Origin of the sequence: Rickettsia parkeri (assembly GCF_051427245.1) — a bacterium.
GTDB lineage: Bacteria > Pseudomonadota > Alphaproteobacteria > Rickettsiales > Rickettsiaceae > Rickettsia > Rickettsia rickettsii.
On sequence record NZ_CP195774.1, the window covers coordinates 630,777 to 656,217 of the forward strand.

Here is a 25,441-nt window from a genome sequence, read left to right on the forward strand (position 1 = left end):
TGTATATATTGTTTTATAAAAAAACATCAATACATATTAACCTATCAAAGGAGAATTGATTTTATTATGAGTACACATAACACAAAAGAACCAAAAAAAATGAATAAAACCGAGTTTATAGCATTTATGACCGACCATGGTCATAATCATAAACATGCTTCACATAAAACATTAACAAAAGCTGAAGCCGAGAAAGCACTTAATTTAGTTCTTGATAGTGTGATTAGTGCTATAAAGAGCCACCATAATATTAATATAACAGGTTTTGGTTCATTTGAAATACATCATAGAAAAGCACGTGAGGGTCGTAACCCAAAAACCGGAGCAAAAATGAAAATAGATGCTTACAATCAACCTACTTTTAGAGCCGGAAGAAAAATGAAAGAAGCTTGTAATTAAAAGAAGTAACGTATTTACAGTACTAATAATTTCCGAACCCCGTTACACGCTTGCGGGGTGACACTAGAAAAACCAGCTCATGCAATAATGCTCTGCAAAAGCCGGAATGATATAGAATACTTCTTAAGTACAATTCATAATGATATTACAACCATTGATAATTGAACGCCTAGAGTTTAACTTAAAACATAATAAGCTATACAATAGTTGGCTTATCGAAGCCGAAAATATAGAGCAAGCTTTAAAAGATTTAGAAGAGTTTATATATATTAAGCTTTTTAAGAATAGCATTCCTCTTGACAACAATCCTGATTATCATTTCATCGCTAGGGAAACTTCAGCTACATCTAATGCTAAAAATATTTCTATTGAACAAATAAGAAAATTACAAGACTTCTTAAGTAAAACTTCTGCAATTTCAGGTTATAAAGTTGCAATAATTTATTCGGCAGAGCTTATGAATTTGAATGCAGCGAATTCATGCTTAAAAATTCTTGAAGATGCACCAAAGAATAGTTACATTTTTTTAATTACTTCAAGAGCTGCAAGTATTATTTCTACAATTAGATCAAGATGTTTTAAAATTAATGTTAGATCATCTATCCATCATACTAAAAACGAATTATATTCCGAGTTTATTCAGTCGATAGCAGATAACAAAACGTTAGATTTTATTCATCGCTTTACTACTAAAGACCGAGAATTATGGCTAGATTTTATTGATAATTTATTATTATTAATGAATAGAATCCTTAAAAAATCTGCCAACGTTAATATTGAACTTCTAGATTTGGAAAATAAGATTTTTAATAAACTATCAAATAGACACCCTTCATATTTACTGCAAAAATTTACCGACATAAAAAAGTTAATATATAATACCATTGATTATGATTTGGACTTAAAAACAAGTTATATATTAGTGGTGAATGAGTTTTCTAGTAATTAACACGATATCACTACGTTCCTTTCTATGTTATCCATAAAACAACAAAATATATTGAGATACTCCTTTTTTTTTAATAGTTAATAGATATTCAAGATAGAAAGCGGCTTCCCTCTAGAATATAAATTTAATTTATGTTTTATTTTGACTATTGTTCATTTACTCGTAGTATATATTAGGTTTTAGGAACTTTATAAATTAAATTATTTGCATGTTTAAAACTTTAACACAAAATTTAACGAAGATTTTTGATAAGCTAGTTAGCTCAGGCATTTTGACGGAAGCCCAAATAGATGCTGCTATGCGGGATATAAGAGTGGCTCTTTTAGAGTCAGATGTTGCATTACCGGTGATAAAAGATTTTATAGCGGAAGTTAAACAGAAAGCTTTAGGGCAGGAGGTTATTAAGTCTGTTTCACCTGGACAGATGATAATTAAAATTATCCATGAAGAGATGATCAATCTCTTAGCTTCAAGTAAAAGTGAGACAAAGCTAAATTTAAATTCAAAGCCGCCCGTAAATTTCCTAATGGTAGGGCTGCAAGGGAGTGGTAAAACTACGGCGAGTAGTAAGCTTGCTTTACGGCTTAGAAATCAAAATAAGAAAGTTTTACTTGTTTCTTTGGATACTTACAGACCGGCCGCACAAGAGCAACTCGCTATACTTGCAAACTCAGTACAGATTAATTCATTACCTATTGTGCAAGGTGAGAAACCCCTCGATATTGTCAAAAGAGCTATTGCTGAGGCTAAAATTTCTGCTTATGATGTCGTAATTTATGATACGGCAGGTCGTACACAAATTGATAAAGCGATGATGGAGGAAGCGCTTGCAATAAAAAAGATAGTGGAGCCTACAGAAACTTTGTTAGTAATCGACAGTATGACAGGGCAGGATGCAGTAGTTACGGCAAGTAGTTTTAATGAAAAGTTAGCAATTTCAGGATTAATTTTATCTAGAATTGACGGCGATTCCAAGGGGGGTGCAGCACTCAGTGTAAAATATATTACTAAAAAGCCGATTAAATTTTTAAGTAGCGGTGAAAACCTAATTGATTTAGAAGAATTTGATGCTGAACGTTTAGCTTCTCGAATACTGGATATGGGTGATATTATCTCTTTTGTTGAAAAAGCAGCTAGTATTGTTGATAGAGAAGAAACCGAAAAAACGGCAGCTAAATTAAAAAAGGGTAAGTTTGATTTAAATGATTATCTTCAGCAAATGAGAAGTATAAAAAAAATGGGAGGTTTTGGAAGTATACTTAGTATGTTACCGGGTAGCGGTAAAATTATGGATCAAATAGATCAATCAAAATTAAATAGTAAAATAATTGAACATCAAGAAGCAATTATTTTATCTATGACGCCAAAAGAACGTAAAAATCCCGATATAATTAATGCTTCTCGTAGGAAACGTATAGCTGTTGGAGCAGGAACTACGGTACAAAAGGTAAATATTTTGCTAAAGCAATATAAACAAATAAGCGAGATAATGAAAAAAGCCAGTAAAATGAATCCTAAAAATCTATTACGTAGCGGAATTGGAAAATTGTTTTCTTGAATTTATATTATATCTACATTATGTCATTCCTGCGAAGCGGAAATCCAGTCAAGCATATAAAAACAAGTGTTTGTATGGTTATTTTATCAAGTATGTAACTTCTGTAACAATATTGAAGTTATTTTTCTGGATTCCCGCCTACGTGGGAATGACATCGAGTAGGTTTTCCGATCCATGCAACAATGCCGACTTGATTGCGGGATCCAGTTAAAAATACTAAAATTATATGGATCCTGTGGTCAAGCCACGGAGTGACCTTTTCCTTAAGTTGACACCCATGTGTCTTTGCAGGAATGACATCGACGGTTTTTTTTAAACTATCCAGTAGTATAATAAGTAACACATATTGACCTAGTATTAAATTTAATTAATTTTTAATTTCAAAGCATTTGCAAAAAATATATAAATATTGATCAAATAATTGGCACTATCTTTTAAATCACTCCCACTACCATGCCCACTATCTACACTTCCTAGAAAGTAAGTTTTAGTATTTGGGTTTTTCTCAAGCACATACTCAAAAATTCTTCCATGTCATGGGTGTACACGCTGCTCTAATACTGAAATCTGTAATTAACACAGCTTGGTATTTTTGCGTTAAAGATAAATTCTCTAGCGGTGCATATTTTTTGATATGTACTAAATCTTCTCACTATATTCTGTACCCCATGAATGTCCTGCTCCGAATTCTTTATATCGTATCGTATCAAGTATCGGCACTTCACATGCTATATAGCTCCAAATAAATCAGGACGCTGTGTCATTGCAACACTTACTAGCAATCCGCCGTTACTTCCTCCTTTAATTCCTAAATACTCAGGACTAGTAATATTTTGCTTTATTAAATCCTCTGCTACGGCAATAAAATCATTCAAGCCGGTTTGACGTTTTATTCCTTGAGTCGCCTTATGCCACTCAGGACCAAACTCTCCGCCACCTCTAATATTAGCAAGAACACTAACCCCGCCATGTTTAACCCATACTTCATTTTCCATGCGAGAGAAATATGGAGAGTTGATTACTTGAAAACCGCTGTATGCTTCAAGTAATGTTGGATTCTTACAATCTTTGTACCTTTTTTATAGACAATAAAATATGGTATTTTAACTCCATCCGAGCTTGTAGCTTCCTTTTGATCTACAACATAATTTTTGCTATCAAACGGATATAAAGGCTTTCTAATAACTTTTAATTCATGAGTTTTATCCCATAAATAGATAGTGGGAGGAACTATAGAATTTTCTATAGTAATTAATGCATCTTCTTCCTCATCATCAGACAACATACCAAAAATTGTATTTTCATAAGACAGTAAAGTTACCGGTTTTATCCATTCATGATTTTCTAATGTAAATGTTACTACTTTTGAAAATAACATTCTCATAGCTAGTTAAAAATACCGTATCTTTAGTCATTCCTACAAAATACAATACTTCCCTCTCTGTTGGGGTAAATAATATTTTTAAGCTAGATTTATCGCTATCTTCTTTTAGAAGATCAGCGTAGTGTATGGCAACAAGTGAACCTGCTCTATATTACTATCTTTAAATTGCCAATCGGAACGCAGTAGCCAAAATACATATGCTTTAAAAGAACCTTCAGGTATTGCATCTGATGGCATATTTATTTTTTGTAATTTTAAGCTCTCATCTTTAGTATCTAAAATATAATTATCGTAATTATAAAAAGCCTTATTTACAGATATAAATATTAAAGATGAAGAAATATTATCGGTAAAAGCTTACTGGCTGATACACGTATATAATTCTTTGGTATTTCAAATAGTTTTTTGGCTTTCTCTATAGGTTCTCCTCGCTTCCATATGTAGAGCAAGCTAGGATATAAAGAGTCAGTCACTTCCTCTTGATGCAAAACTGGATAAATATAATAGTATCTTGATCAACCCAAGTAGGGACAGTAAATTTACCTTCTAGTAATTTCCCGCTACTTGTTTTTGGTTCAAAACCATTTTTTACAAAATCTTTTTCTCTAAATCCCATGCTCTAAAAAACATCTCATCCTTACCGCCAAATGACATGGTAATTAAGAAACGATTAGGATTTTGAAAACAATCACTCCCACCTCTATACATTACTTTTTTACCGAGTTTTTTGGATAATTTATCAAAATCGATTAGAACTTCCCACTTTGGTTTATCTTTCGAGTAATTCTCAACTAATGTCCTACGCCATAACCCTTGCGGGTTTTTATAATCCATACAAAAATTATACACGTAACCTTTACGTATAGCACCAAAAGGAGTTTTTCTTTGATCATAGCAAACAGATTCTAGTTCTTTCTTAACTACCTTATAAGTAGGCATAGATTGGCAAGCCTTTGCTGTTTTATCAGTACGCTCTTTTGCCCATTTTAGAGCTTCAGTTTCTTCTAGAAATTTAGTGTTTTTTGGGTTATATATTTGTTCATTATTACTTCCCATAGCTTGAACACAAAAAATTATAAAATAGTGGGTAATTTTTTTTATTATTTTAATAATATCTATTAAATTAAAAGCTTTATTTAAAGTTTTCTTTGAATTAGAATAGTGTTTTATCATACACCTTGAATAACATCAAAGAAAATGCTAGGTTTTGTGGACATTGCTAATTGATTTGCTATTTTGAGGTCTTTTTTAGCGAAAATTAATAAGATTTTTGTAGAAATAGTTATTCATATTTCAAAAAAATCTTATAATTTGTAGCAAAAAATAACCAAAATTAAATCTTTTTAGCAATGTCCACAAAACCTAAGTTAGCACTAGCAAAAATACAAAATATGAGAGTTATGGCTAATGATTTAAGTATTTATATTCATTGGCCTTTTTGTTTGTCCAAATGTCCGTATTGTGATTTTAATTCTCATGTAGCAAGTACTATAGATCATAATCAGTGGCTTAAATCTTATGAAACTGAAATTGAATATTTTAAGGATATTATTCAAAATAAATATATAAAATCTATTTTTTTTGGGGGCGGTACTCCCTCTTTAATGAATCCTGTAATAGTTGAAGGAATAATAAATAAAATCAGTAATCTAGCAATTATTGATAATCAAACCGAGATAACTCTAGAAACTAATCCCACATCATTTGAAACTGAAAAATTTAAAGCATTCAAAGCCGCCGGAATTAATCGTATTTCAATAGGAGTGCAATCCTTAAAAGAGGACGATTTAAAAAAATTAGGTAGAACTCATGATTGTATGCAGGCCATTAAAACAATTGAGGTGGCAAATACGATTTTTCTACGAGTGTCATTTGATTTAATATATGCACGTAGCGGTCAGACATTAAAAGACTGGCAAGAAGAATTAAAACAAGCTATGCAGCTCGCTACCTCACATATTTCTCTTTATCAATTGACTATCGAAAAAGGTACGCCGTGTTATAAATTATTTAAGGAGGGTAATCTGATTTTGCCGCATTCAGATGCGGCAGCTGAAATGTATGAATGGACTAATCATTATCTAGAATCTAAAAAGTATTTTAGATATGAAATATCCAATTATGCTATGATAGGGTATGAATGTTTGCATAATTTAACTTATTGGAATTATAATAGCTATTTAGGTATAGGCCCCGGAGCTCATAGTAGAATCATTGAATCCTCAAGTTCGGTATCGGCAATTATGATGTGGCATAAACCTGAAAAATGGTTAGATGCGGTTAAAACAAAAAATGTTGGTATTCAAACTAATACTAAGTTAACACATCAAGAGATTATTGAAGAAATGCTAATGATGGGTTTACGCCTTAGCAAAGGTATAAATATTTCTACATTAGAGCAGAAATTAAACACGAAATTAGAGAATATTTTAGATATGAATAATCTTAAGCATTATCAAGCGTTAGACTTAATTAGACTAGATGAAAATATCTATCTTACCGACAAAGGTTTAATGCTGTATAGCTACATAGTACCTAGATTGATTATATGAAAATTATTCAAGTAATTTTAAAGTTTATAATTATTTTTATTATTGCTTCTATTCATGTTATGGAATGTAAACTTGAGTTTAAAAAAGATATATGTGAATGGTGTTGAGTATGATCAAAAAGTCGAAAATCCAATTACACCGATAGCAAATGCTATTAAAGCAGATAATATTGATGAAGTAAAAAAATATTAGATTAGGGATATGGAGTAAATCAACCATACTTGGGCTGGACTCCTTTAGATTATGCTATATCGAATAATAATATAAAAATTGCCGATTTTTTATTAAAGTGTGGTGCACCTATGAATTTAATCCATATAAATATAGGATTTATGAAGCCGGAAATTGCCAAACTTTTAATTAATCAGGGAATGAGTCCTAATTTAAGATATGAAGACGGTATTACCGGAATGATGCTAGCCGCAGAAAGAAATAATCTTGATTTAATAAAACTTTTGCTTAAGTTAGGTGTTAATCCTAATGTTCAAAATTCTAAAACCGGAATGACTTCCCTTATTATGCATCATCATATCTTAATGTTGAACCTACTCGTATTTTATTAGAATATGGAGCGGATCAAAAAATTAAAGATTGCAAAGGGAAAAGAGCTTGAGATTAGATAGCGGTGGATGCTAATAGAACTTTACATGCTTCTGACGTAGAATAATACGGCGATTGAGAGCTATGTTCATTATGCGAATTACGTCTTGGTGCTACTGCTCTAATAATATTCTTATCTTCTTTATATAATACAGGCAAACTACCAATTATCCCTATTACTCCATACATATGACAAAATATGGAGTCCTTATATTATAATTTTTTTGATCGATATTTTTTATATGTATAATTTCTGCATTATTATTTACGGCATCTTTAATTTCTTTTGTATAATTTACATATTTTGTATCTACTAAATATAAATCTTTGTTTTCTTTCAACCAGCTAGTTAATCTAACGATTTTATTGTTTAAATTTTCTAATGTTGCTATACAAGTTTTTTCATCTAAAATTTTTCTCCAAACATCATAGCACGCATTATTATAGTCAATATTAGTATCTTCAATGATGAAATAATCCCCTTCTTCAAAAATATTCTAAAATACCTATAGTATTAATATGAGTATCTTCTATTCAAAGTATAGGATGTACTATTTCAGATATTTTTTCTTTTGGGAATATTGCCTCTACTTTATTAGAATCACCTTGTAAAAATTCTATTCTATTATCTTCTTTTTGATAACTATATTTTAATTTCGCTTTTCCTTGGATTCCCGCTTTCGCGGGAATGACATAAAACGCATTTTTCAATTCAGACAACAATGCTTATAGTTGCTCGCAATGACAATGTCTGGTCTTAGTTAGCAATATCATTAAGATAAATATACTTCCTTATCTAAAGTATCTTCGCTGTTATCTATAATCATAGTAATTGTTGCATCGCCGGTAATATTGATAGTAGTACGTAGCATATCAAGTATTCGGTCAATACCAGCAATAATTGCTACTCCCTCTATAGGTAAGTGAACCGAAGAAAGAACCATAGGAAGCATTATCAAAGAGGCACCGGGAATACCGGCACCACCGATAGATCCAAGTGTTGAGGTGAGAATAATGACTAAATAGTCGTGAGGAGCAAGCGTTACTCCCATCATCTGAGCAAAAAATATGGTGGTAAGAGATAAATTTATAGCAAAGCCGTCCATATTAATTGACGCACCTATCGGAAGTACGAACGAAGTACTAGACTCTGAAATGCCAAGCTTTGCACGACAAACTTGCATAGTAGTTGCAAGAGTTGCCTTACTGCTTGAAGTAGAAAAAGCAAGTATCTGATACTCAAAACTTTTCTTATAAAAAGGTATAGGTGAAACACGACAGAATACACATATAAGTAAGCCAAAAACTAAATATTGGAATGTCATCGCCACAACTACCGCTACAACAAGTTTTGATAAACTAATCATTACCTCAACTCCCTGCATGCCTACAATCCAGCCTGTTAAAGCAAAAGCACCGTAAGGGGATAATTGAATAACAAACGATATCATTTTTAATATTAATTTTGACATTACATGAATTAAATCAGTAATAGGTTCACCGATAGATTTCATTTTGTTTAAGGTAATTCCAACAAAAATAGCAAAAAATACAACTTGTAAGACATCACCGTTTGCAAAAGCCCCAACAGCATTATCAGGGACGATATTTACAAAAAAATCAATTATATTAAATGAAGTTCTGTTTGTCGTTCCTGAAGAGGTGAAATCTATATGTACGCCTACTCCTGGCTTTAATACTAAGGCAACAGTGAGTCCAAAAACCGTGGCAAAAAAAGTAGTACCTAAAAAAGCGGCTACCGCTTTCATGCCTACTCTACCAAGGGCAGAATTATCATTCATACTAGTGATACCGGAAACCAAACTGAAGAAAATTAAAGGGGTAATGATCATTTTTATCAAACGTAAGAAAATGTCACCGATAGGTTTAATATAATTAACGTATTGTGGTAAGTATATACCAAATATAATACCTAAGATTAACCCTAAGGTAACTTTTTGCCATAATTTCATAATTTACTTACTTAATTTTTAAATTTACTCAACTATAAGTTTATTTATTATTTTGATTAATCCATTCTAAGTACTTTTGAAAGCCATAGTCAATATTTATTTTTATTATTTGTGGTAATTCATAATTATGAATTTCAAGGAGTTTATTTTCAATTTCATTATAATTAGAAGATTTTGTTTTAATTACAAGTCTATATTCAGTTTCTAAAGTTACTCTACCATTCCATCTAAAGTAACTTTTGACATCGTCAATTTGAATGCAGGCAGTAAGATTTAATTCTAACAAAACAGATGCTATTTTCTCGGCAATTTGGAAATCATTAGTAGTAGTTAAAATTAAACAGCAATCTTGCATGCCTAAACCTCAACAAAACAATTCGGTGTTTCATATAGTTTGAGGCTAGTTACGAAGAAGTTTTGACTTACAAAAAGTTTAGGAAAAATTTCATTCTTTAAATGCGTCGCTATATTTTCTGCAGTCGGGTTATTTTGCATGTAATATATTTTTTGACCGGTACAATTTTCTATTTGCTGCCCCATTTCCTTATCGTCTTGATGTAGGATTAAGCTATGATCAAAATTTTCATCAATCCATTTTTTAGCTAAATCCTTAATTAAACCAAAATCGATTACCATACCAAGTTTATCGGTTTTGTTTGCGGCTATAGCGATCTCAAGAACATAGCGATGACCGTGCAGGAATTGACATTTATTTTGATGTTCTATAATTCTATGTCCTGCATCGAACTCAATACGACGAGTACATTTTATCATTATTATATACTTCCTTTCTTTGAATGATTTTACTTTTTTTTCAAAGAGTAAAAACAGGACCACGTCATTGTGAGGAAAATTACGAAGTAATTGACGAAGCAATCTCAGGAGTTTGTTATGATTTCATGAGATTGCCACGCAACCTACGGCTGCTCGCAATGACAATTTTTTACAAATTTAACAATAACTTTTCAGGATTCTCAATAAGCTGCTTAATTTTTACCAAGAACGATACTCCTTCTTTCCCGTCAATTATACGATGATCGTAAGATAAAGCTATATACATCATCGGACGTATTTCAATTTTACCGTCTATAACTACAGCTCTTTCCTCGGTTTTATGTAAGCCTAGAATACCTGATTGAGGAGGATTAATAATTGGTGTAGATAATAATGAGCCATATACGCCTCCATTAGAAATCGAGAATGTTCCACCTGACAAATCAGCCATAGAAAGCTTACCCTCACGAGCTTGTTTAGCCAAAATTCCTATAGTTTTCTCCACTTCGGCAAATCCCATTTTATCGGCATCCCTAACAACCGGTACAACAAGCCCTTGCTCTGTTCCGACAGCTACACCTATATCATAGTAATTTTTATATACTAAATCATCGCCATCTATTTCAGCATTTACCGACGGAATAAGCTTTAAAGCTTCAATTGTTGCTTTAACAAAGAAAGACATAAACCCAAGTTTCACAGCGTGCTTTTTCTCAAACTCTTCTTTATATTGATTACGCAAAGCAATTACTTTTGACATATCGATTTCATTAAAAGTAGTCAAAATAGCTGCTGTATTTTGTGAATCTTTTAAACGCTGTGCAATAGTTTTACGCAAGCGTGACATACGAACACGCTGCACTCTTTCTTCATTAGATTTACTTATTGCAGGAGCAGAAGTAGTCGTAGTGTTTATTGTTGCAAGCACGTCACCTTTGGTAATTCTACCGTCTCTACCTGTTCCTTTTATATTATTGGGGTCAAGCTTATTTTCGGTAACTAATTTTTGTACAGAAGGAGCAAGAGTATTATTAGCCACGGCAGGTTTTTCTGAAGTAGGTTGTGTTACTGCTTGAGCTTTAGCAGGTTCATTATTAGTACCGGCAGTATTTGCAGATGCTCCTTCATTTATTTCGCCTATTTCTTCGCCAACTGCTACATTTGCACCGTCAGTTTTCGATATTTTACCTATAGTACCATTGCAAGGAGCATTAATTTCTAAAGTCACTTTTTCGGTTTCGATTTCTAACAGTAATTCATCGGTTTTAACCGAATCGCCTTCTTTCTTATACCATTTGGCAATAGTTGCTTCCGTTATGGACTCCCCAAGCGACGGTACTATAATTTTAACTCTCATAATTTATTTTACTCCTATATTTGTATAGCATCGCCCTGTATAGTTTTATCGTCATTGCGAGAAGACGCTATAAGCGTCGACGAAGCAATCTCAGGCAAATTCCTGAGATTGCCACGCTCCTTTTAGTCGCTCGCAATGATGATTATTAGGCAATACCCTAAGAATCATATTCCCAATGCTGTCCTTAATAGCTTCTCTTGCTGTTTATTATGTGCTTGCAGCGAGCCTACTGCTGGAGAGGCTGATTCCTCTCTACCTACATATTTGAATTCATTTTTAATTCCTGCTTCTTTTAAAGCATCGTTTAAGTGAGCAACTATATAACACCAAGTTCCCATATTCTTTGGTTCTTCCTGACACCAAATAAATTCCTGCGTCCTATTATATTTTTTTAATAGCGATGCTACAAGTTTTTTTTCAAAAGGGTATAATTGCTCAAGCCTAATAATCGCTATATTACTGTTATTGCCACGCATTTCAAATAGATCGTAATATACCTTACCGCTGCATAAAATTACTTTAGTAATATTGTTTGTATCTACTTTAGTTACTTCATCTAAAACTGGTAAGAAAGTAGTATTTTCACCTAGCTCGTCAAGTTTAGATACGGCATATTTATGACGTAATAATGATTTCGGCGACATTACGATTAACGGTTTACGGGTATCATCAAGTATTTGGCGACGTAGCAGATGGAAAATCGAAGCAGGGGTAGTAGGGTATGTAACATACATATTATTCTCAGCCGCCAGTTGTAAGAACCTCTCAAGTCTTGCCGAACTATGCTCCGGTCCTTGTCCCTCAAATGCATGAGGTAACAAAACCACAAGCCCGCTCATACGAAGCCATTTATTTTCGCTGCTTGAAATAAACTGGTCAAAAATAATCTGAGCTCCATTAGCAAAATCACCGAATTGTGCTTCCCATAAAACTAAATTTTTTGGGTTTGCGAGTGAATAACCATACTCAAAACCAAGCACCGCATATTCAGATAAATTACTATCGGCTACCTCGTATTTTGCTTGTTCTTTAGATAAATTATTTAGAGGTATATATGTAGTACCATCAATTTGGTTGTGCAATACTGAATGACGATGCGAGAAAGTACCGCGTCCCGAATCTTGTCCGGTTAGCCTTATATTTGTGCCTGAAGCAAGTAAGCTTGCAAAAGCTAGCTGCTCTGCCGTCGCCCAATCAATAGGTTGATCAGCTGTTAGAGTGGCTTTTCGAGCTTCAAATAGTTTTACAAGTTTTGGATTAACGGCAAAATCTTTCGGTATTTCGCATAGTTTAGTGCCTAAATCGTGTAATGTTTTTTTACTGATACCCGTTATTGTAGCTTGTGTACGAGTACGAGAAATACCTTGCCATAATCCGCCTAAGAAATGTGCTTCTTGCTTATAACTTTTTGCCTGCTCATATTCCTTATCTAGTTTTGCTTTAAATTCTTCTTTTAACTTAGCAAAATAATTATTGTCGATTACACCGCTTTTTACTAACTCATTTGCGTAAATATTTCCAGGGGTCAGTTTGTTTTTAATACTGTTATACATCTTGCCTTGAGTATACATCGGCTCATCGCCCTCATTATGCCCATATTTACGGTAACAAATAATTTCTACTACAACATCCTTACCAAATTTCTGCCTGTATTCTACCGCAATATTGGTGGCTTTTAACACTGCTTCTATATCGTCACCGTTAACGTGTAAAATCGGGGCAGCTATGATTTTAGCAAACTCCGTAGAATATCTACTAGCTCTAGTATCTGCAGCGTTAGCCGTAAAACCTAACTGATTATTAATGACGAAATGCAATATCCCGCCGATATCATAAGCAGCTAAAGGTGACATTGATAGACTCTCGGCAACCACGCCCTGACCGCAAAAAGCAGCATCGCCATGCACTAAAATAGCTTTGACTTTGCTGCGTTTAGTATCTCCAAGAATATCTTGCTTTGCTCTTACTTTTCCTGCAACTATAGGATTTACCGCTTCTAAATGTGAAGGGTTATCGGCTAGCGACAAGTGTATTTTCTTATCCTCTAGAGTTCTATCGGACGAATAGCCTAAATGGTATTTTACATCGCCTGAAACATTTAGCTCATCAGGAAATACGCTGCCGCTTATGAAGCCAGCAATAACGGCTTTATATGGCTTACCTACTACTTTAGTTAGAGTGTTTAATCTCCCTCGATGTGCCATACCGATAACGATTTCTGAGACGCCCTGATGCATGGATAAATCTATAGCTTTACTCATAGCAACTATAGAAGCATCACCACCCTCAATGGAAAAACGCTTAGCTCCGGGAAATTTTGTATGTAAATACTGCTCAAACCCTTCTACTTCTACTAAATCATTTAAGATAGTTTTTTTGTCTTCAGAAGAAAACGTAACTTCGCTTTCTAGCTTATTATATAACCAGTTTTTTCCTGCTACATTTTCTATTTGCTCAAACTCTACACCTATAGAACCTGTATAAACTTTATCGAGCTTGGTCACTAATTCAGATAATTTACAGTTCCAAGTACCGACAAATTCATCCGTAATATTGATATTTTCTTCTAGATGACCGCTATCAAGACCAAAAGTTTCTATATTAAGCTTTAAATCATTTTTTGTTTTACGTAGCTCAAGACCAAGCGGATCAAGATTCGCTAAATAGTGAGCATGCTTGCGATAAGCATTGATCATTTCCTTAGCTTTTAAACTATTTAAGTCTTCAGAAGATAAATTATTATTTAACGATTCTTTTTTTATTTCATCAGGGATAATTATTTTTGCCGTACTTTTGTTGAGTAAAGTATTATTATCCTTAATGCCGGCAAAAAATTCTTGCCAAGTTTGATCAACCGAGGCAGGGTTGGCTAGATATTGCTTATATAGCTCTTCAACAAAAACAGCATTCCCGCCAAATAAATAATCTGTTGTTTTAAAGTCTTCTTCCATATTATTGTTTGTATTGTTTAGTTGTTGTCATAAGCCGTCATTGCAAGCGACTGCAAGGAGCGTGGCAATTTCAGCAATTCTTCCGAGATTGCTTCGTCAATTACTGCGTAATTTCCTCGCAACGATTTTATTACTATAAATACTTCCCTTCTAAATATCTTATATACACCTTAGGGCTGATTTTTTCCTCACCGCTAGCACTTTTTAATAAATCGGCTGAATTTTTTAACGAACCGAGATTTCTAAAATTCTTATTTAGATAATTATTTAGATTACTAAAATCACCCTTTAATATATCATCTTTTATATTTGAATGCATCTCTTTTACTTTTTTCATCACCATTGATGCGATAATTGCACCGTTTGTATAGGCGGGAAAGTAACCGAAATTTCCGTGTGACCAATGAATATCTTGAAGACAGCCGTTACTAAAACTTACCGGTTTAACGCCTAAATATTCCTGCATCTTACTATCCCAACAGCTTGGTAATTCATCGAGATTCAAGTCGCCATTGATAAGCATTTCCTCTATCTCAAAACGTAATATTACGTGCATCGGATAAGTTACTTCATCTGCATCTACTCTTATAAAATCAGGCGTCACTCTTGTAATTTTTCTATATAAACTTGCTGCTGAATATTCTTCGCTTTTAACAGCAAATTCGTCTCTAAGTAATTTAGCTAAAAATTCGGTAAATTCTCTTGATCTACCTACTTGCATTTCCATAAATAAAGATTGGCTTTCATGGAATGCCATACCTTTAGCAAGCCCAACAGGCTGCCCTTTATACATTTCCGGTAGATTCTGCTCATATAAAGCATGTCCTGTTTCGTGAATAATTCCCATTAAACCGCTTATGAAATTATCTTTATCATACCTAGTAGTTAAACGTATATCGTTTGGAGTTCCACCGCAAAAAGGATGCGTCGATTCGTCTAATCGTCCTTTTGTTAGATCAAACTGCATAATTCCCATAATGCGTTTTCCGATACGCTTTTGCATTTCAGGAGCTAGTTTGCTGTGTTTTACTAGTTCTTTCTCGGTTTTCTGTTTTTCTAAAACTTTATTTATGAGCTGCGGGAGTTCTTTTTTAAGTACTGAAAAAACTTGTTTGATCTCGCTACTTTTTCTGCTTGGATCAAACATATCTATTAATGAGTCGTATAATCCGCAATTAAAAGCATCTGCTCGTACTTTAGCAACTTCTTTCGTATAATCTAAGACTTTTTGTAAGTGTGATTTGAATAAATTATAGTCGTTATGTTTTCTTGCTTCTCGCCAAACAAGTGCGGCTTTAGTAGTAGCTGCTACCAATTTCTTTTGTAGCTGCTCGTCAATACAATTTGCATCTGTTACTTTTCTCTCAATCTCTCTAATATTACCATTCTGCCATTCATCAAGGTTCTTTGATTCTTCTTTTGCCTTGCTAAGTAGCTCCTTTAGAATAGGAGATTTGAGCATAGAATGAACTAGCGACGTTAAAGTTACTATTTCGTTTGTCCTACTCTCACCTGAACCCATAGGCATATTTACGTCAACATCCCAGTATAAGATGCTCAAGATATTATTAAAATGTGAGATGGTTGCAAATTCGTTTTCTAATTTTGTGTAGTTGTTGTTCATATGTTCCCTATTATGTCATTCCCGCGAAAGCGGGAATCCAGTAAAACCTATAAAAAACTTGTTTTTTATAGGTTTATTTGTTAATTAATATGTAATTTCTTGTAGCAATATTAAGGTTATGTTTCTGGATTCTCGCTTTCGCAGGAATGACATAAAAACCGTACCGCTAGTGCCTATACAAATGCAACAACTCCTTTGCTGCTTTTAAACTTGCTTTGGTGATTGTTTTACCTGAAATCATGCGGGCGAGTTCCTCCTGTCTTTCAGCTAAATTTAAAGCTTTTACCGTTACTTTCGTTTCTTTCTCTAGCTGTGTTTTCTCGATTTTTATATGCAAATCCGCTTTACCTGCTACTTGCGGTTGGTGCGTAATAACTATTACTTGAGTAACGCTACTAAGTTTTTTTAATCGCTCACCTACTTTATCTGCGACCTCTCCGCCAATCCCGACATCTATTTCATCAAATATAATAGATGGTTTTATCATTTTATCAAACAAAGAAGTTTTTAAAGCTAACATGAATCTTGATAATTCACCGCCGGAAGCGATTTTATTAATTGCTGCAGCTGCCGTTCCCGGGTTAGTAGACGCTTTAAACACAATATCGTCATTACCGTCGGCTGTTGGTTCTTTAGCATTTATCTCAATCTCAAAAATTGCTTTCGCCATTTTAAGCTGCTTTAGCTCCTGATGCAACGATTCTTCTAGATGTTTTGCAACAATAAGACGCTTTGCAGATAAATTACTCGCTAGTTCATAATATTTTTTCTGCAGTAGTACTTCTTGAGCTTTCAACTCATTACTATTTGCTATTTTGTTTTTTAATATACTGAGCTGCTCTAAAGATTTATCTAAAAATACACCTAACGCATCAGCAGGAACATTATATTTACGGCTAATAGCTTTTATTAAAAATAATCTTTCTTCTGTTTCTTCAAGATTATATTCCTCATAATTGAAACTATCTAACAGATTTGATAATTCTTGGCGTGCTTCTTCTAGATTATTATAGGCTTCCTCTAAACTTGTAATGATAGCTTCAAAACGCTCATTGTTGCCTTGCCTTGCTAATAATTTCTCTGCTCTATTAATCGATGTATTTATTTCAGGGTTATTAATCTGTTCTAGAATATCTTTTATTAGCTGTAAATCCTTATCTTTATTTTGCAAATCTTTTCGTAGATTTGCTAATTTTTCTTCTTCACCTGTTTGAATGTTCAGTTTAGTTAATTCTTCCGTTGCAAAGCTCAAATAATCAATTTCTTGTTCTATAGAATTTTGCTTAAGTGTTATTTCGGCCATTTCTTTCCGAGTATTTTGCCAAGCCTGATAGCATTTGGAAAGCTCCGCTCGAAAGTCCAAAAGATTTCCATAACTATCTAAAATATCACGCTGCATATTTGCTTCTAGAAGAGAAATATTATTATTTTGTCCATGAAGCTCGAATAAATAAGTAGCTAATTGCTGCATAAGAGCTTTAGTAACCACTTGATTATTAATGAAAAAATTTTTTCGTCCTTCGGCTTTTTGCAGACACTTTACAAATAATAACTCTTCAGGTTCAATAAAATTTTGAACCAGAAAATTTTTTATTTCTTCATTTAAAGAGAATAGTATATTAACAACAGCGTAATCTTTTCCACGCTTTATTATATTATTTGAAGTTTTATAACCTAAGCAAAATAAAATAGCATCAAGTAAAATAGATTTACCGGCTCCCGTTTCACCGGTAATAACACATAAACCTTTATTAAACTCAATTTCCAGCTCGTCTATCAGAATGAAGTTTTTAACTGAGAGACTGTAGAACATATGCCGCTTAATTTTGGTGGTTCTGAACTAGCCTGTACGCATAACTATACCATTGACTATCAGGATAGTTGTAACCTAGCACTGAGGCATATTTTTTTGCTTCATCCGGAAGTCCAAGCATCATATAACTCTCGGCTAAACGGTAAAGAGCTTCTACCGAGTGAGAAGTAGTTTGATAATTATCAATTACCTCTTCAAATCTATTTATAGCTGCCATCGGATTCTTTTTCTTTAAGTAAAAGCGACCTACCATCATCTCTTTACCTGCTAAATGATCGTTTACTAGGTCAATTTTTAAAGATGAATCAATAGCATATTTAGTATTTGGGAATTTTGCTATTACGTCTTCAAAACTATCTTTAGCTAGGAAAGTTCTAGATTGATCATGATTTACGTCTGAAATTAACATATAATATGATAATGCTTTAAGGTAATATGCATAAGCAATGTCAACATTTGCAGGGTGCAACTTAATGAACATATCAAGCACATCAACCGCTTCTTCATATTGAGCGGCGAGAAATAAAGAATAAGCCTGCATCAATTCGGCTTGCGGAGTCATTTCATTACCTGGATGCTGGTACAATACTCTTCCGAATTCTTCTGCAGCGTTCTTATATTTTTTCTTTTCCAATAAGGTAATACCTTCATTATAAAGGGTAGCGATAGGGACTACTATGTCATCACTGTTTTTTTTGTTTTTGCACCCGCCTAAAACTAACCCTATAACTAAAAGGGTACTCAATAATTTTGTTAATTTCATAAGAACTTAAATTCAGTTAATAACTAAATATACATATAGGCTTACAGAATTTCAAGGATTCAATTTAAAATCTCACAAACTTATAAATTAGACCTATTCAGAAACTCGTTTATAGGGAGGAATTTGAGGGAAACACAGAATGCAGAATCGCAGCGTACACTTGTACTTAAGGATTCGAGTACCGGATCGACGTACAAATTACCCCTAGAAGAATAGGTCTATATTCTTGGACTTATTTCTCTACCCAATGTCCTTTATCATTTTTATGGTATTTTTTTTCTACGGCCGACCATGCTACTTATATGTGCAACTGTCTCTCTAGAGTCATTTCCACGTCTTTTATCGGCATCCTTATATGGTTCAAATGCCATGATTAAAAGCTTCGCGATAAATATCCTTAGCATGGCTCGGAAGATGATTTTTAACTGAATCAGGTAAATCGTTATTATTCTTATAAGGCATAAAAACCTCCGGTAATATTATGCAAATAATATTTTATAATATTGGAGGTTTCATTGCTATAGGAAAGGTAAATAAAATTTACGACCACAGACTTTTCATTTTATTAAAAAAGCTGCCGTCATTTTCTTTTTCATTTATGGATTCTTTTTTGAATTCTTCTAGTAATTCACGTTGTCTTTTAGATAAATTTTTAGGTACTTCGACATGAATATGCGTAAGCATATCACCCCTAATAGTTGATCTCATTTTAGACATACCTTTGCTGCGTAGCCTTAATTGATCACCGTTTTGTGTGCCTGCAGGAATTGTTAAGTTTACTTTTCCGCCTTCAATTACCGGTACTTCTATCTCTCCTCCAAGAGCAGCATTCACAAAACTAATAGGTAGTTTACAATGTAGATTTGCTCCGTCTACTTTATAAATATCATGTGGTTTTATTGTTATATCAACGTATAAATCACCGCTATTACCGCCTCTAATACCTGCTTCCCCTTCTCCGGTATGTCTTATTCTAGTACCGTTTTCAACACCGGCAGGAATGTTTACCGATAAATTTCGTTGTTTATGGTAACGTCCCATGCCATGACATTTCTTGCAAGGATTTTTTATAATGTGTCCGTTACCTTGGCATTTATGACAAGCTTGTTCGATCGTAAAGAATCCTTGCTGCATTCTAGTCGCTCCAACACCGCTGCAAGCATCGCAAGTAGTTACGGTTTCACCTTTTTCAGAACCGCTACCGTGACAAGTATCGCATTTTACTGCGCTAGAAAAGCTAATATTTTTTTCTATACCATGAAATGCTTCCTCTAGGTTAATTGTCAGATTATATTTTAAATCTGAGCCTCTAACTTTAGCTGAAGTTGGGCGTGATGATCTTCTGCTGTCTCCCATAAAGTCGCTAAAGAAGTCACCGAATATGTCGTTAATGTCAGGGTGAAAACCGCCATGATTTCCTCCTCCCCCTCGTGATTGTTGATTTTGAAAAGCATCGTGTCCCAAACGGTCATAAGCAGCTCTTTTTTGCTCATCTTTTAGAACATCATAAGCGGCATTGATTTCTTTAAATTTCTTTTCAGCATCTTTAGCATCAGTAGTATCAGGGTGATATTGCTTGGCTAGCTTGAGGTAGGCTTTTTTAAGGTCAGCTTGGCTAGCTGTTTTACTAACCCCTAGTATTTGGTAATAATTTTGTGACATAAGTTAATTTATAAAATGAGATTGTAACGTCATTACGAGGAAAATTACATAGTAATTTGACAAAGCAATCTCAGGATATTTAACGAGATTGCCACGTCGCTTCGCTCCTTGCAATGACGAAATTACTTCTACTTCTTCTCTACATCTTGAAAGTCGGCATCTACTATTTTTTCATCATTAGTGGCACTTTCTGCAGCAGGTTGGCTCTCGCTTTGTGCTTTATACATCGCTTCACCGATTTTCATGCTAGCTGCAGTTAAACTTTCGGTCTTTTCTTTAATCAAAGCAGTATTTTCCGACTCAAGCACGGCTTTTAAAGTGGCTAGTGCTTCTTCAACAGCTCCTTTATCGTCTGATGATAATTTATCGCCATATTCTGTAAGAGTTTTTTCAGTAGAATAAACTAAACTATCGGCAGCATTTTTTGCTTCAATAAGTTCCTTACGCTTTTTGTCTTCATCAGCATTTTGTTCGGCATCTTTAACCATTTGTTCAATTTCCGCATCGCTAAGACCACCGGAAGCTTGAATAGTTACTTTCTGCTCTTTACCGCTTGCTTTATCTTTAGCTGAAACATGCACTATTCCGTTAGCATCAATGTCAAACGTTACTTCTATTTGTGGCAAACCTCTTGGTGCAAGAGGTATACCTTCGAGATTAAACTGACCAAGTAATTTATTATCTTTTGCCATTTCACGTTCACCTTGGAATACTCTAATAGTTACGGCATGCTGGTTATCATCAGCAGTTGAGAATATCTGACTTTTCTTAGTAGGTATAGTAGTATTACGATCAATTAATCTTGTAAATACGCCGCCAAGAGTTTCAATGCCAAGGGATAGAGGTGTAACGTCTAATAATAATATATCCGTTACTTCTTTATTAAGTACTCCGCCTTGAATAGCAGCACCGAGAGCTACAACCTCATCGGGATTTACGCCTTTATGCGGCTCACGTCCGAAGAATTTTTTTACGGCTTCTTGTACTTTCGGCATTCTAGTCATACCGCCTACTAATATTACTTCTTGAATATCAGAAGCTTTAAAACCTGCATCCTGTAATGCTTTACGGCAAGGCTCAATTGTTTTTTCAATTAAATCATCTACTAATTTTTCTAGTTCAGCTCTAGTAAATTTAATATTTAAGTGTTTTGGACCGCTACTATCAGCCGTAATATAAGGTAAATTAATATCGGTAGTTACTGCAGAAGATAGCTCTTTCTTAGCTTTTTCCGCGGCTTCTTTCAAACGTTGAAGTGCTAAAGGATCTTTACTTAAATCTATACCGTTTTCTTTTTTGAATACATCTATTAAATGGTTTAATATTCTTGTATCGAAATCTTCACCGCCAAGGAATGTATCGCCGTTTGTTGATTTCACTTCAAAAACACCGTCAGCGATCTCAAGAATTGAAACATCGAATGTTCCGCCGCCAAGATCGTATACTGCAATAGTTTTACTTGCCGATTTCTCGAAACCGTAAGCAAGAGCTGCAGCAGTCGGCTCGTTGATTATTCTAAGGACCTCAAGACCTGCTATTTTACCGGCGTCTTTCGTTGCTTGACGCTGTGCATCATTAAAATAAGCAGGTACGGTAATTACTGCTTGTGTTACTTTGTCTCCTAAATAATTCTCAGCAGTTTCTTTCATTTTTTGTAAAATGAATGCACTAATTTGACTTGGTGAATATTTATTATTATCCGCTTCGACCCATGCATCCCCGTTATCGGCTTTAACTATATTATACGGTACAATACCTTGGTCTTTCCTAACCATAGGATCGATAAAATTTCTACCGATTAATCGCTTTACCGCATATATAGTATTGCGAGGGTTAGTTACTGCTTGCCTCTTAGCAGATTGCCCGACTAATTTTTCACCGTTTGCAAAAGCTATTATTGACGGCGTAGTTCTTTCACCTTCTGCATTTTCTATTACCTTTGGTTCTTTACCTTCCATGACCGCAACACAAGAGTTGGTAGTCCCAAGGTCGATACCTATTACTTTTCCCATAAGATTCCTCGTTTTCTTTTTTTTATTTTATTATGACTTTTGATTTGATATAGTGTGGCTTAAATGATTTTACAAGAGGTGACAATGAAAAAACTACCGATTTTACTAAAACTTTTATTTATTATTAATTTAGTTTTCCTAAATAATATAGTTTTAGCATCTAGCGAAACAAGCACTAGTATATTTGAAAAAGCAAAGAAAGCAATCGTAACGATCGATACTAGAATTGCCGTATCGGCATATGACGATACAAGTAGTTGGACTGGAACGGGATTTATCAACGATAAGAACAACGGTTATATAATTACTAATACTCATGTTGTTGGTGGTGCGTCTATCGGAACTTATTTTGTTACTTTTTATAACGGTGAGCAGGCAGAAGCAAAACTTATCTATTACGATATTTGGCAAGATTATGCCGTTTTAAAAGTAGAGAGTAAAGATATACCGGCATCAGCAACGCAAATATCTTTTGCAAGCGAATTGCCAAAATTAAATCAAAAGGTTTTTGTAGTCGGTAACACAGAAGCAAAAGGTTTTTCTTTCCATACCGGTTATTTGTCCGATCTTTATAATATTGAAGGTTTAATGCCGCAATGTACTTATGTTATTAATTTAAATACTACAGGAGGTGCTAGCGGTTCACCGGTATTAAACGATAAGATTGAGGCTATAGGAGTATTATATGGTGGCGGTAAAACTCATTCTCTAGCGCTGCACGGTGATTATGTAGCTCGCACTTTAGAAAGTTTAAAGAATAATAAACAACCAGGCAGAAAACATATAGGAATAATAAGCGAGTTATATTCTTTAAATAAAGCAGTGAGACATCACAATTTCCCTAAAGAAGAAATGGATAAATATATAAAGAAATTTCCTGATAGTAGAAATAGAGTGATAAGTATTAAGGCAGTTCTAGCCGGATCACCTGCCGCAAAATCTTTAAAAGCCGGTGATATTATTTGGGCAGTTAATGATAAGGAACTCGGCGGCAATCTAGCATTATTTGATAGAGAAATGGATAATTTCAAAGGAATAGCTATTAAACTTACTATATTTCGTGACGGAAAAAAGCTAGAACAAGCAGTAGATTTATATGATGTGAACAATAATAAAATCGCTAAAATGATAAATTTCGGCGGTGCAGTATTTTTTGAAGCCGATGATTATTTTAGTAATAAATCAGGTATTCCTCTTAAAGCTCTAAGTATAGCTTCCGTTCAATCCGGTAGTAGCTTTAGCTCTATACCAACGTTTTTTACTAAAGATTATAAAAATGTTTATAGATTGCAAATTTTTGAGATGAAAGATTTAGCTTTAAGTAATCTTGATGATTTGGTGAAATTCTTGCCTGCTATTACCAAAGAGAAGTTTATAACGGTTAGATTTAGAAATTATCAACCTTATTATGCTAATTTCGGTTATAATGAACTTATCTCGTCGCATGATGATATGATTGCTGATGTAACTCTAGATTCTATAGATACTAAGCCTTATATATTAAAGTATAATACTATTTCTCATGATTGGGATATGGAAAATATAAAACTTCAGTAACTAATGACATTGTGATAAATTAACAATTCTTAATCGATGAAGTAATATATAATTCAACTTGGTTTGTTGCGTTATTATTCTTAAATTTATAATCTTATATTTTAGGAGAATTGCAAATTAGCTCAGAGTAGTTCGCCAACTAGGTCATTTTTGAGTGGATTGATAAATATTCTTTATGTTATTCCTGCAAAAGCGAGACAGCATTGTTGCGTGGATACATACTAAAACCGTCATTGCGAGCAGCCGTAGGCTGCGTGACAATCTCATGAAATAATAACAAACTCTCCTGAGATTTTGCTTCGTCAATTGCTATGCAATTTCCTCGCAATGACAGAAAAAACGCCCCTTACTCACCACCTAAGAAACATAGCTAATTAACAATTTCTCCTAAAATAATTAGTAAATTTAGGAGAATTAATGACTAAAGAACAAATACCTACAGTAGATAAAACAAAAAACATCTTTTTTTAAGTTTTTTACAAAAAATAGTAATAACTCTAATACTCAGCATTCACTAACATCACCACGTTCAGATGATGATATAGAGAGGGATGTTTCTAAAAAAGAAGCTTCTTAAGAAAATTCAAAGCATTAATAGACAAGAATGATGAAGCTGCACTACACTTCTATTTGATAAAAATAATAAGTATATCTTACATGATGCGGTTGAGGATAAAACATTAGTTGAAAAAATATTAGAATTAGCTAAATACGTAACAAAGATAACCTATAACGATTCAACAGTATTACATTCAGCAGTTACAGGAATTGCTAACAAAGAGATTATCAAAACTTAAAAAATCCTTATTTAGTAATGATCAAAGATGCTTCAGGTCTTACTCCATCATATTATAATACTAGTAAAGAAATATTAGAAATATTGCAAAATTGTGAACGAGATATTATAGACCGGCTTAATATAGAACCATGGCATGGTTGGGCAGAAGATAAAATATTTAGAGATGATATGTCTATAATCGGAAAAAATAAGCATACAATAATGGAGCTTGTATAAAAATTTTGTAAATTATCGGACAAGCATCTTCCTTGTAAATTTAACATAGAGTATTAGATTTGCAAGGAAGATATAGAGAGTTCTTTAATAAAAAACGGTAAGTATGTAAAACTTACCGATTAAATTTAAAGCTTAAAATATTATAATTCGGTGATAGGGATATAATTGATATTTCCATCTTCTCCTATCAATGGGTAATACTCTGTTTGAGGGTTATAAGCATCATAACTAATTGATGTTTGTAATGATAGTTTTTGTGCTAATATTATCAATTTTTCTTCATATAACTCAAAAGATTTTTTTAAATCCTCTTTTGTAATCTTTACAGTGTTAGCTTCATCTGTATTTACTTTGAGCGTTTCAATATTTTCTGTTAAGCTATATTTTGTTAAAATTACTTTTTCTAGTATGAGAAAATGTGCTCTTATTTTTACCAATGCTGTGTGTATGTGTATTGGAATACTTAGAACAAGTTTATGTAATAACATCTAATACCTT

At 33.6% G+C, this 25,441-nt stretch carries 23 protein-coding genes and 1 pseudogene; 8 read left to right on the forward strand and 16 right to left on the reverse strand.

From position 1 onward, the window contains the following. Nucleotides 1–66: 66 nt before the first annotated feature. The 3 genes from ACSFFC_RS03560 (at nt 67) to ffh (ending at nt 2,906) form a co-directional block, all read left to right on the forward strand. A complete protein-coding gene (locus ACSFFC_RS03560) occupies nt 67–399 on the forward strand; it encodes an HU family DNA-binding protein (RefSeq protein ID WP_004996579.1) in 333 nt (110 codons plus the stop codon). Between the two features lie 139 nt (nt 400–538). Beyond that, entirely contained in the window at nt 539–1,348 is an 810-nt protein-coding gene (locus tag ACSFFC_RS03565; protein WP_010976879.1) for a DNA polymerase III delta subunit-related protein, read from the forward strand. A gap of 208 nt (nt 1,349–1,556) precedes the next feature. Then, the gene (gene ffh, locus ACSFFC_RS03570; RefSeq protein WP_014410402.1) at nt 1,557–2,906 is read left to right on the forward strand and encodes a signal recognition particle protein; all 1,350 of its coding nucleotides are present in this window, start codon (nt 1,557–1,559) and stop codon (nt 2,904–2,906) included. Nucleotides 2,907–3,269: 363 nt separating this feature from the next. Here ffh and ACSFFC_RS03575 read toward each other — a convergent pair. After that, nucleotides 3,270–5,391 (reverse strand): annotated as a pseudogene (locus ACSFFC_RS03575) (prolyl oligopeptidase family serine peptidase). Nucleotides 5,392–5,639: 248 nt separating this feature from the next. On the opposite strand from ACSFFC_RS03575, the gene hemW reads away from it, so the two are divergent. Further along, a complete protein-coding gene (gene hemW, locus ACSFFC_RS03580) occupies nt 5,640–6,842 on the forward strand; it encodes a radical SAM family heme chaperone HemW (protein WP_014410408.1) in 1,203 nt (400 codons plus the stop codon). Between the two features lie 221 nt (nt 6,843–7,063). Next, a complete protein-coding gene (locus tag ACSFFC_RS03585; RefSeq protein WP_014410409.1) occupies nt 7,064–7,405 on the forward strand; it encodes an ankyrin repeat domain-containing protein in 342 nt (113 codons plus the stop codon). Between the two features lie 52 nt (nt 7,406–7,457). Here the strand turns inward: ACSFFC_RS03585 and ACSFFC_RS03590 are convergent, their stop codons facing one another. The 11 genes from ACSFFC_RS03590 to ACSFFC_RS03640 form a co-directional block, all read right to left on the reverse strand. Continuing rightward, nucleotides 7,458–7,631 (reverse strand): hypothetical protein, encoded by a 174-nt coding sequence (locus ACSFFC_RS03590; protein ID WP_196792913.1) that lies wholly within the window; start codon nt 7,629–7,631, stop codon nt 7,458–7,460. Beyond that, nucleotides 7,619–7,783 carry a hypothetical protein gene (locus ACSFFC_RS03595; protein WP_155813487.1) on the reverse strand — a complete coding sequence of 55 codons (165 nt, stop codon included), beginning with the start codon at nt 7,781–7,783 and terminating at the stop codon, nt 7,619–7,621. The genes ACSFFC_RS03590 and ACSFFC_RS03595 overlap by 13 nt, the downstream gene beginning before the upstream one ends. 193 nt (nt 7,784–7,976) lie before the next feature. Next, on the reverse strand, nt 7,977–8,162 hold the full coding sequence (locus tag ACSFFC_RS03600; protein ID WP_014013930.1) for a hypothetical protein: 186 nt from the start codon (nt 8,160–8,162) through the stop codon (nt 7,977–7,979). 53 nt (nt 8,163–8,215) lie between these two features. After that, nucleotides 8,216–9,415: a dicarboxylate/amino acid:cation symporter gene (locus ACSFFC_RS03605; RefSeq protein WP_004996557.1), complete on the reverse strand. Its 1,200-nt coding sequence runs from the start codon at nt 9,413–9,415 to the stop codon at nt 8,216–8,218. A 40-nt stretch (nt 9,416–9,455) separates the two neighbouring features. Next, complete coding sequence (gene cutA / locus ACSFFC_RS03610; RefSeq protein ID WP_012719443.1) at nt 9,456–9,770, reverse strand: divalent-cation tolerance protein CutA; 315 nt, start codon at nt 9,768–9,770, stop codon at nt 9,456–9,458. Between the two features lie 2 nt (nt 9,771–9,772). Further along, complete coding sequence (locus ACSFFC_RS03615) at nt 9,773–10,189, reverse strand: 6-pyruvoyl trahydropterin synthase family protein (RefSeq protein ID WP_004996555.1); 417 nt, start codon at nt 10,187–10,189, stop codon at nt 9,773–9,775. Nucleotides 10,190–10,358: 169 nt separating this feature from the next. Next, the gene (odhB, locus tag ACSFFC_RS03620) at nt 10,359–11,546 is read right to left on the reverse strand and encodes a 2-oxoglutarate dehydrogenase complex dihydrolipoyllysine-residue succinyltransferase (RefSeq protein ID WP_014410410.1); all 1,188 of its coding nucleotides are present in this window, start codon (nt 11,544–11,546) and stop codon (nt 10,359–10,361) included. Between the two features lie 164 nt (nt 11,547–11,710). Continuing rightward, entirely contained in the window at nt 11,711–14,497 is a 2,787-nt protein-coding gene (locus tag ACSFFC_RS03625; RefSeq protein WP_014410411.1) for a 2-oxoglutarate dehydrogenase E1 component, read from the reverse strand. A 133-nt stretch (nt 14,498–14,630) separates the two neighbouring features. Beyond that, nucleotides 14,631–16,121 (reverse strand): carboxypeptidase M32, encoded by a 1,491-nt coding sequence (locus ACSFFC_RS03630; protein ID WP_014410412.1) that lies wholly within the window; start codon nt 16,119–16,121, stop codon nt 14,631–14,633. Between the two features lie 166 nt (nt 16,122–16,287). Then, nucleotides 16,288–17,934 carry a DNA repair protein RecN gene (recN, locus tag ACSFFC_RS03635; RefSeq protein ID WP_014410413.1) on the reverse strand — a complete coding sequence of 549 codons (1,647 nt, stop codon included), beginning with the start codon at nt 17,932–17,934 and terminating at the stop codon, nt 16,288–16,290. 7 nt (nt 17,935–17,941) lie between these two features. Then, nucleotides 17,942–18,697, reverse strand: a complete 756-nt coding sequence (locus ACSFFC_RS03640) for an outer membrane protein assembly factor BamD (RefSeq protein WP_004996548.1) — start codon at nt 18,695–18,697, stop codon at nt 17,942–17,944. Nucleotides 18,698–18,820: 123 nt separating this feature from the next. On the opposite strand from ACSFFC_RS03640, the gene ACSFFC_RS03645 reads away from it, so the two are divergent. Beyond that, nucleotides 18,821–18,913, forward strand: a complete 93-nt coding sequence (locus ACSFFC_RS03645; protein WP_231282974.1) for a palindromic element RPE1 domain-containing protein — start codon at nt 18,821–18,823, stop codon at nt 18,911–18,913. A gap of 144 nt (nt 18,914–19,057) precedes the next feature. On the opposite strand, the gene ACSFFC_RS03650 is transcribed toward ACSFFC_RS03645, so the two are convergent. The 3 genes from ACSFFC_RS03650 to dnaK all read right to left on the reverse strand — a co-directional run bounded on the left by ACSFFC_RS03650 (nt 19,058) and on the right by dnaK (nt 22,371). After that, nucleotides 19,058–19,159, reverse strand: coding sequence for a ChaB family protein (locus tag ACSFFC_RS03650; protein WP_014410415.1), 102 nt, complete (start codon nt 19,157–19,159; stop codon nt 19,058–19,060). A gap of 78 nt (nt 19,160–19,237) precedes the next feature. After that, nucleotides 19,238–20,359 carry a molecular chaperone DnaJ gene (gene dnaJ, locus ACSFFC_RS03655; RefSeq protein WP_014410416.1) on the reverse strand — a complete coding sequence of 374 codons (1,122 nt, stop codon included), beginning with the start codon at nt 20,357–20,359 and terminating at the stop codon, nt 19,238–19,240. 128 nt (nt 20,360–20,487) lie between these two features. Then, nucleotides 20,488–22,371 (reverse strand): molecular chaperone DnaK, encoded by a 1,884-nt coding sequence (gene dnaK / locus ACSFFC_RS03660; protein ID WP_014410417.1) that lies wholly within the window; start codon nt 22,369–22,371, stop codon nt 20,488–20,490. Nucleotides 22,372–22,434: 63 nt separating this feature from the next. Between dnaK and ACSFFC_RS03665 the strand changes: the two genes are divergently transcribed. Together ACSFFC_RS03665 and ACSFFC_RS03670 are read left to right on the forward strand one after the other, a co-directional pair. Then, nucleotides 22,435–23,928, forward strand: a complete 1,494-nt coding sequence (locus ACSFFC_RS03665) for a S1C family serine protease (protein ID WP_014410418.1) — start codon at nt 22,435–22,437, stop codon at nt 23,926–23,928. 814 nt (nt 23,929–24,742) lie between these two features. Further along, nucleotides 24,743–24,943, forward strand: a complete 201-nt coding sequence (locus ACSFFC_RS03670) for a hypothetical protein (RefSeq protein WP_010976898.1) — start codon at nt 24,743–24,745, stop codon at nt 24,941–24,943. A gap of 140 nt (nt 24,944–25,083) precedes the next feature. Here ACSFFC_RS03670 and ACSFFC_RS03675 read toward each other — a convergent pair whose 3' ends face one another. Continuing rightward, nucleotides 25,084–25,431, reverse strand: coding sequence for a hypothetical protein (locus ACSFFC_RS03675; protein ID WP_014410419.1), 348 nt, complete (start codon nt 25,429–25,431; stop codon nt 25,084–25,086). Nucleotides 25,432–25,441 lie beyond the last annotated feature (10 nt).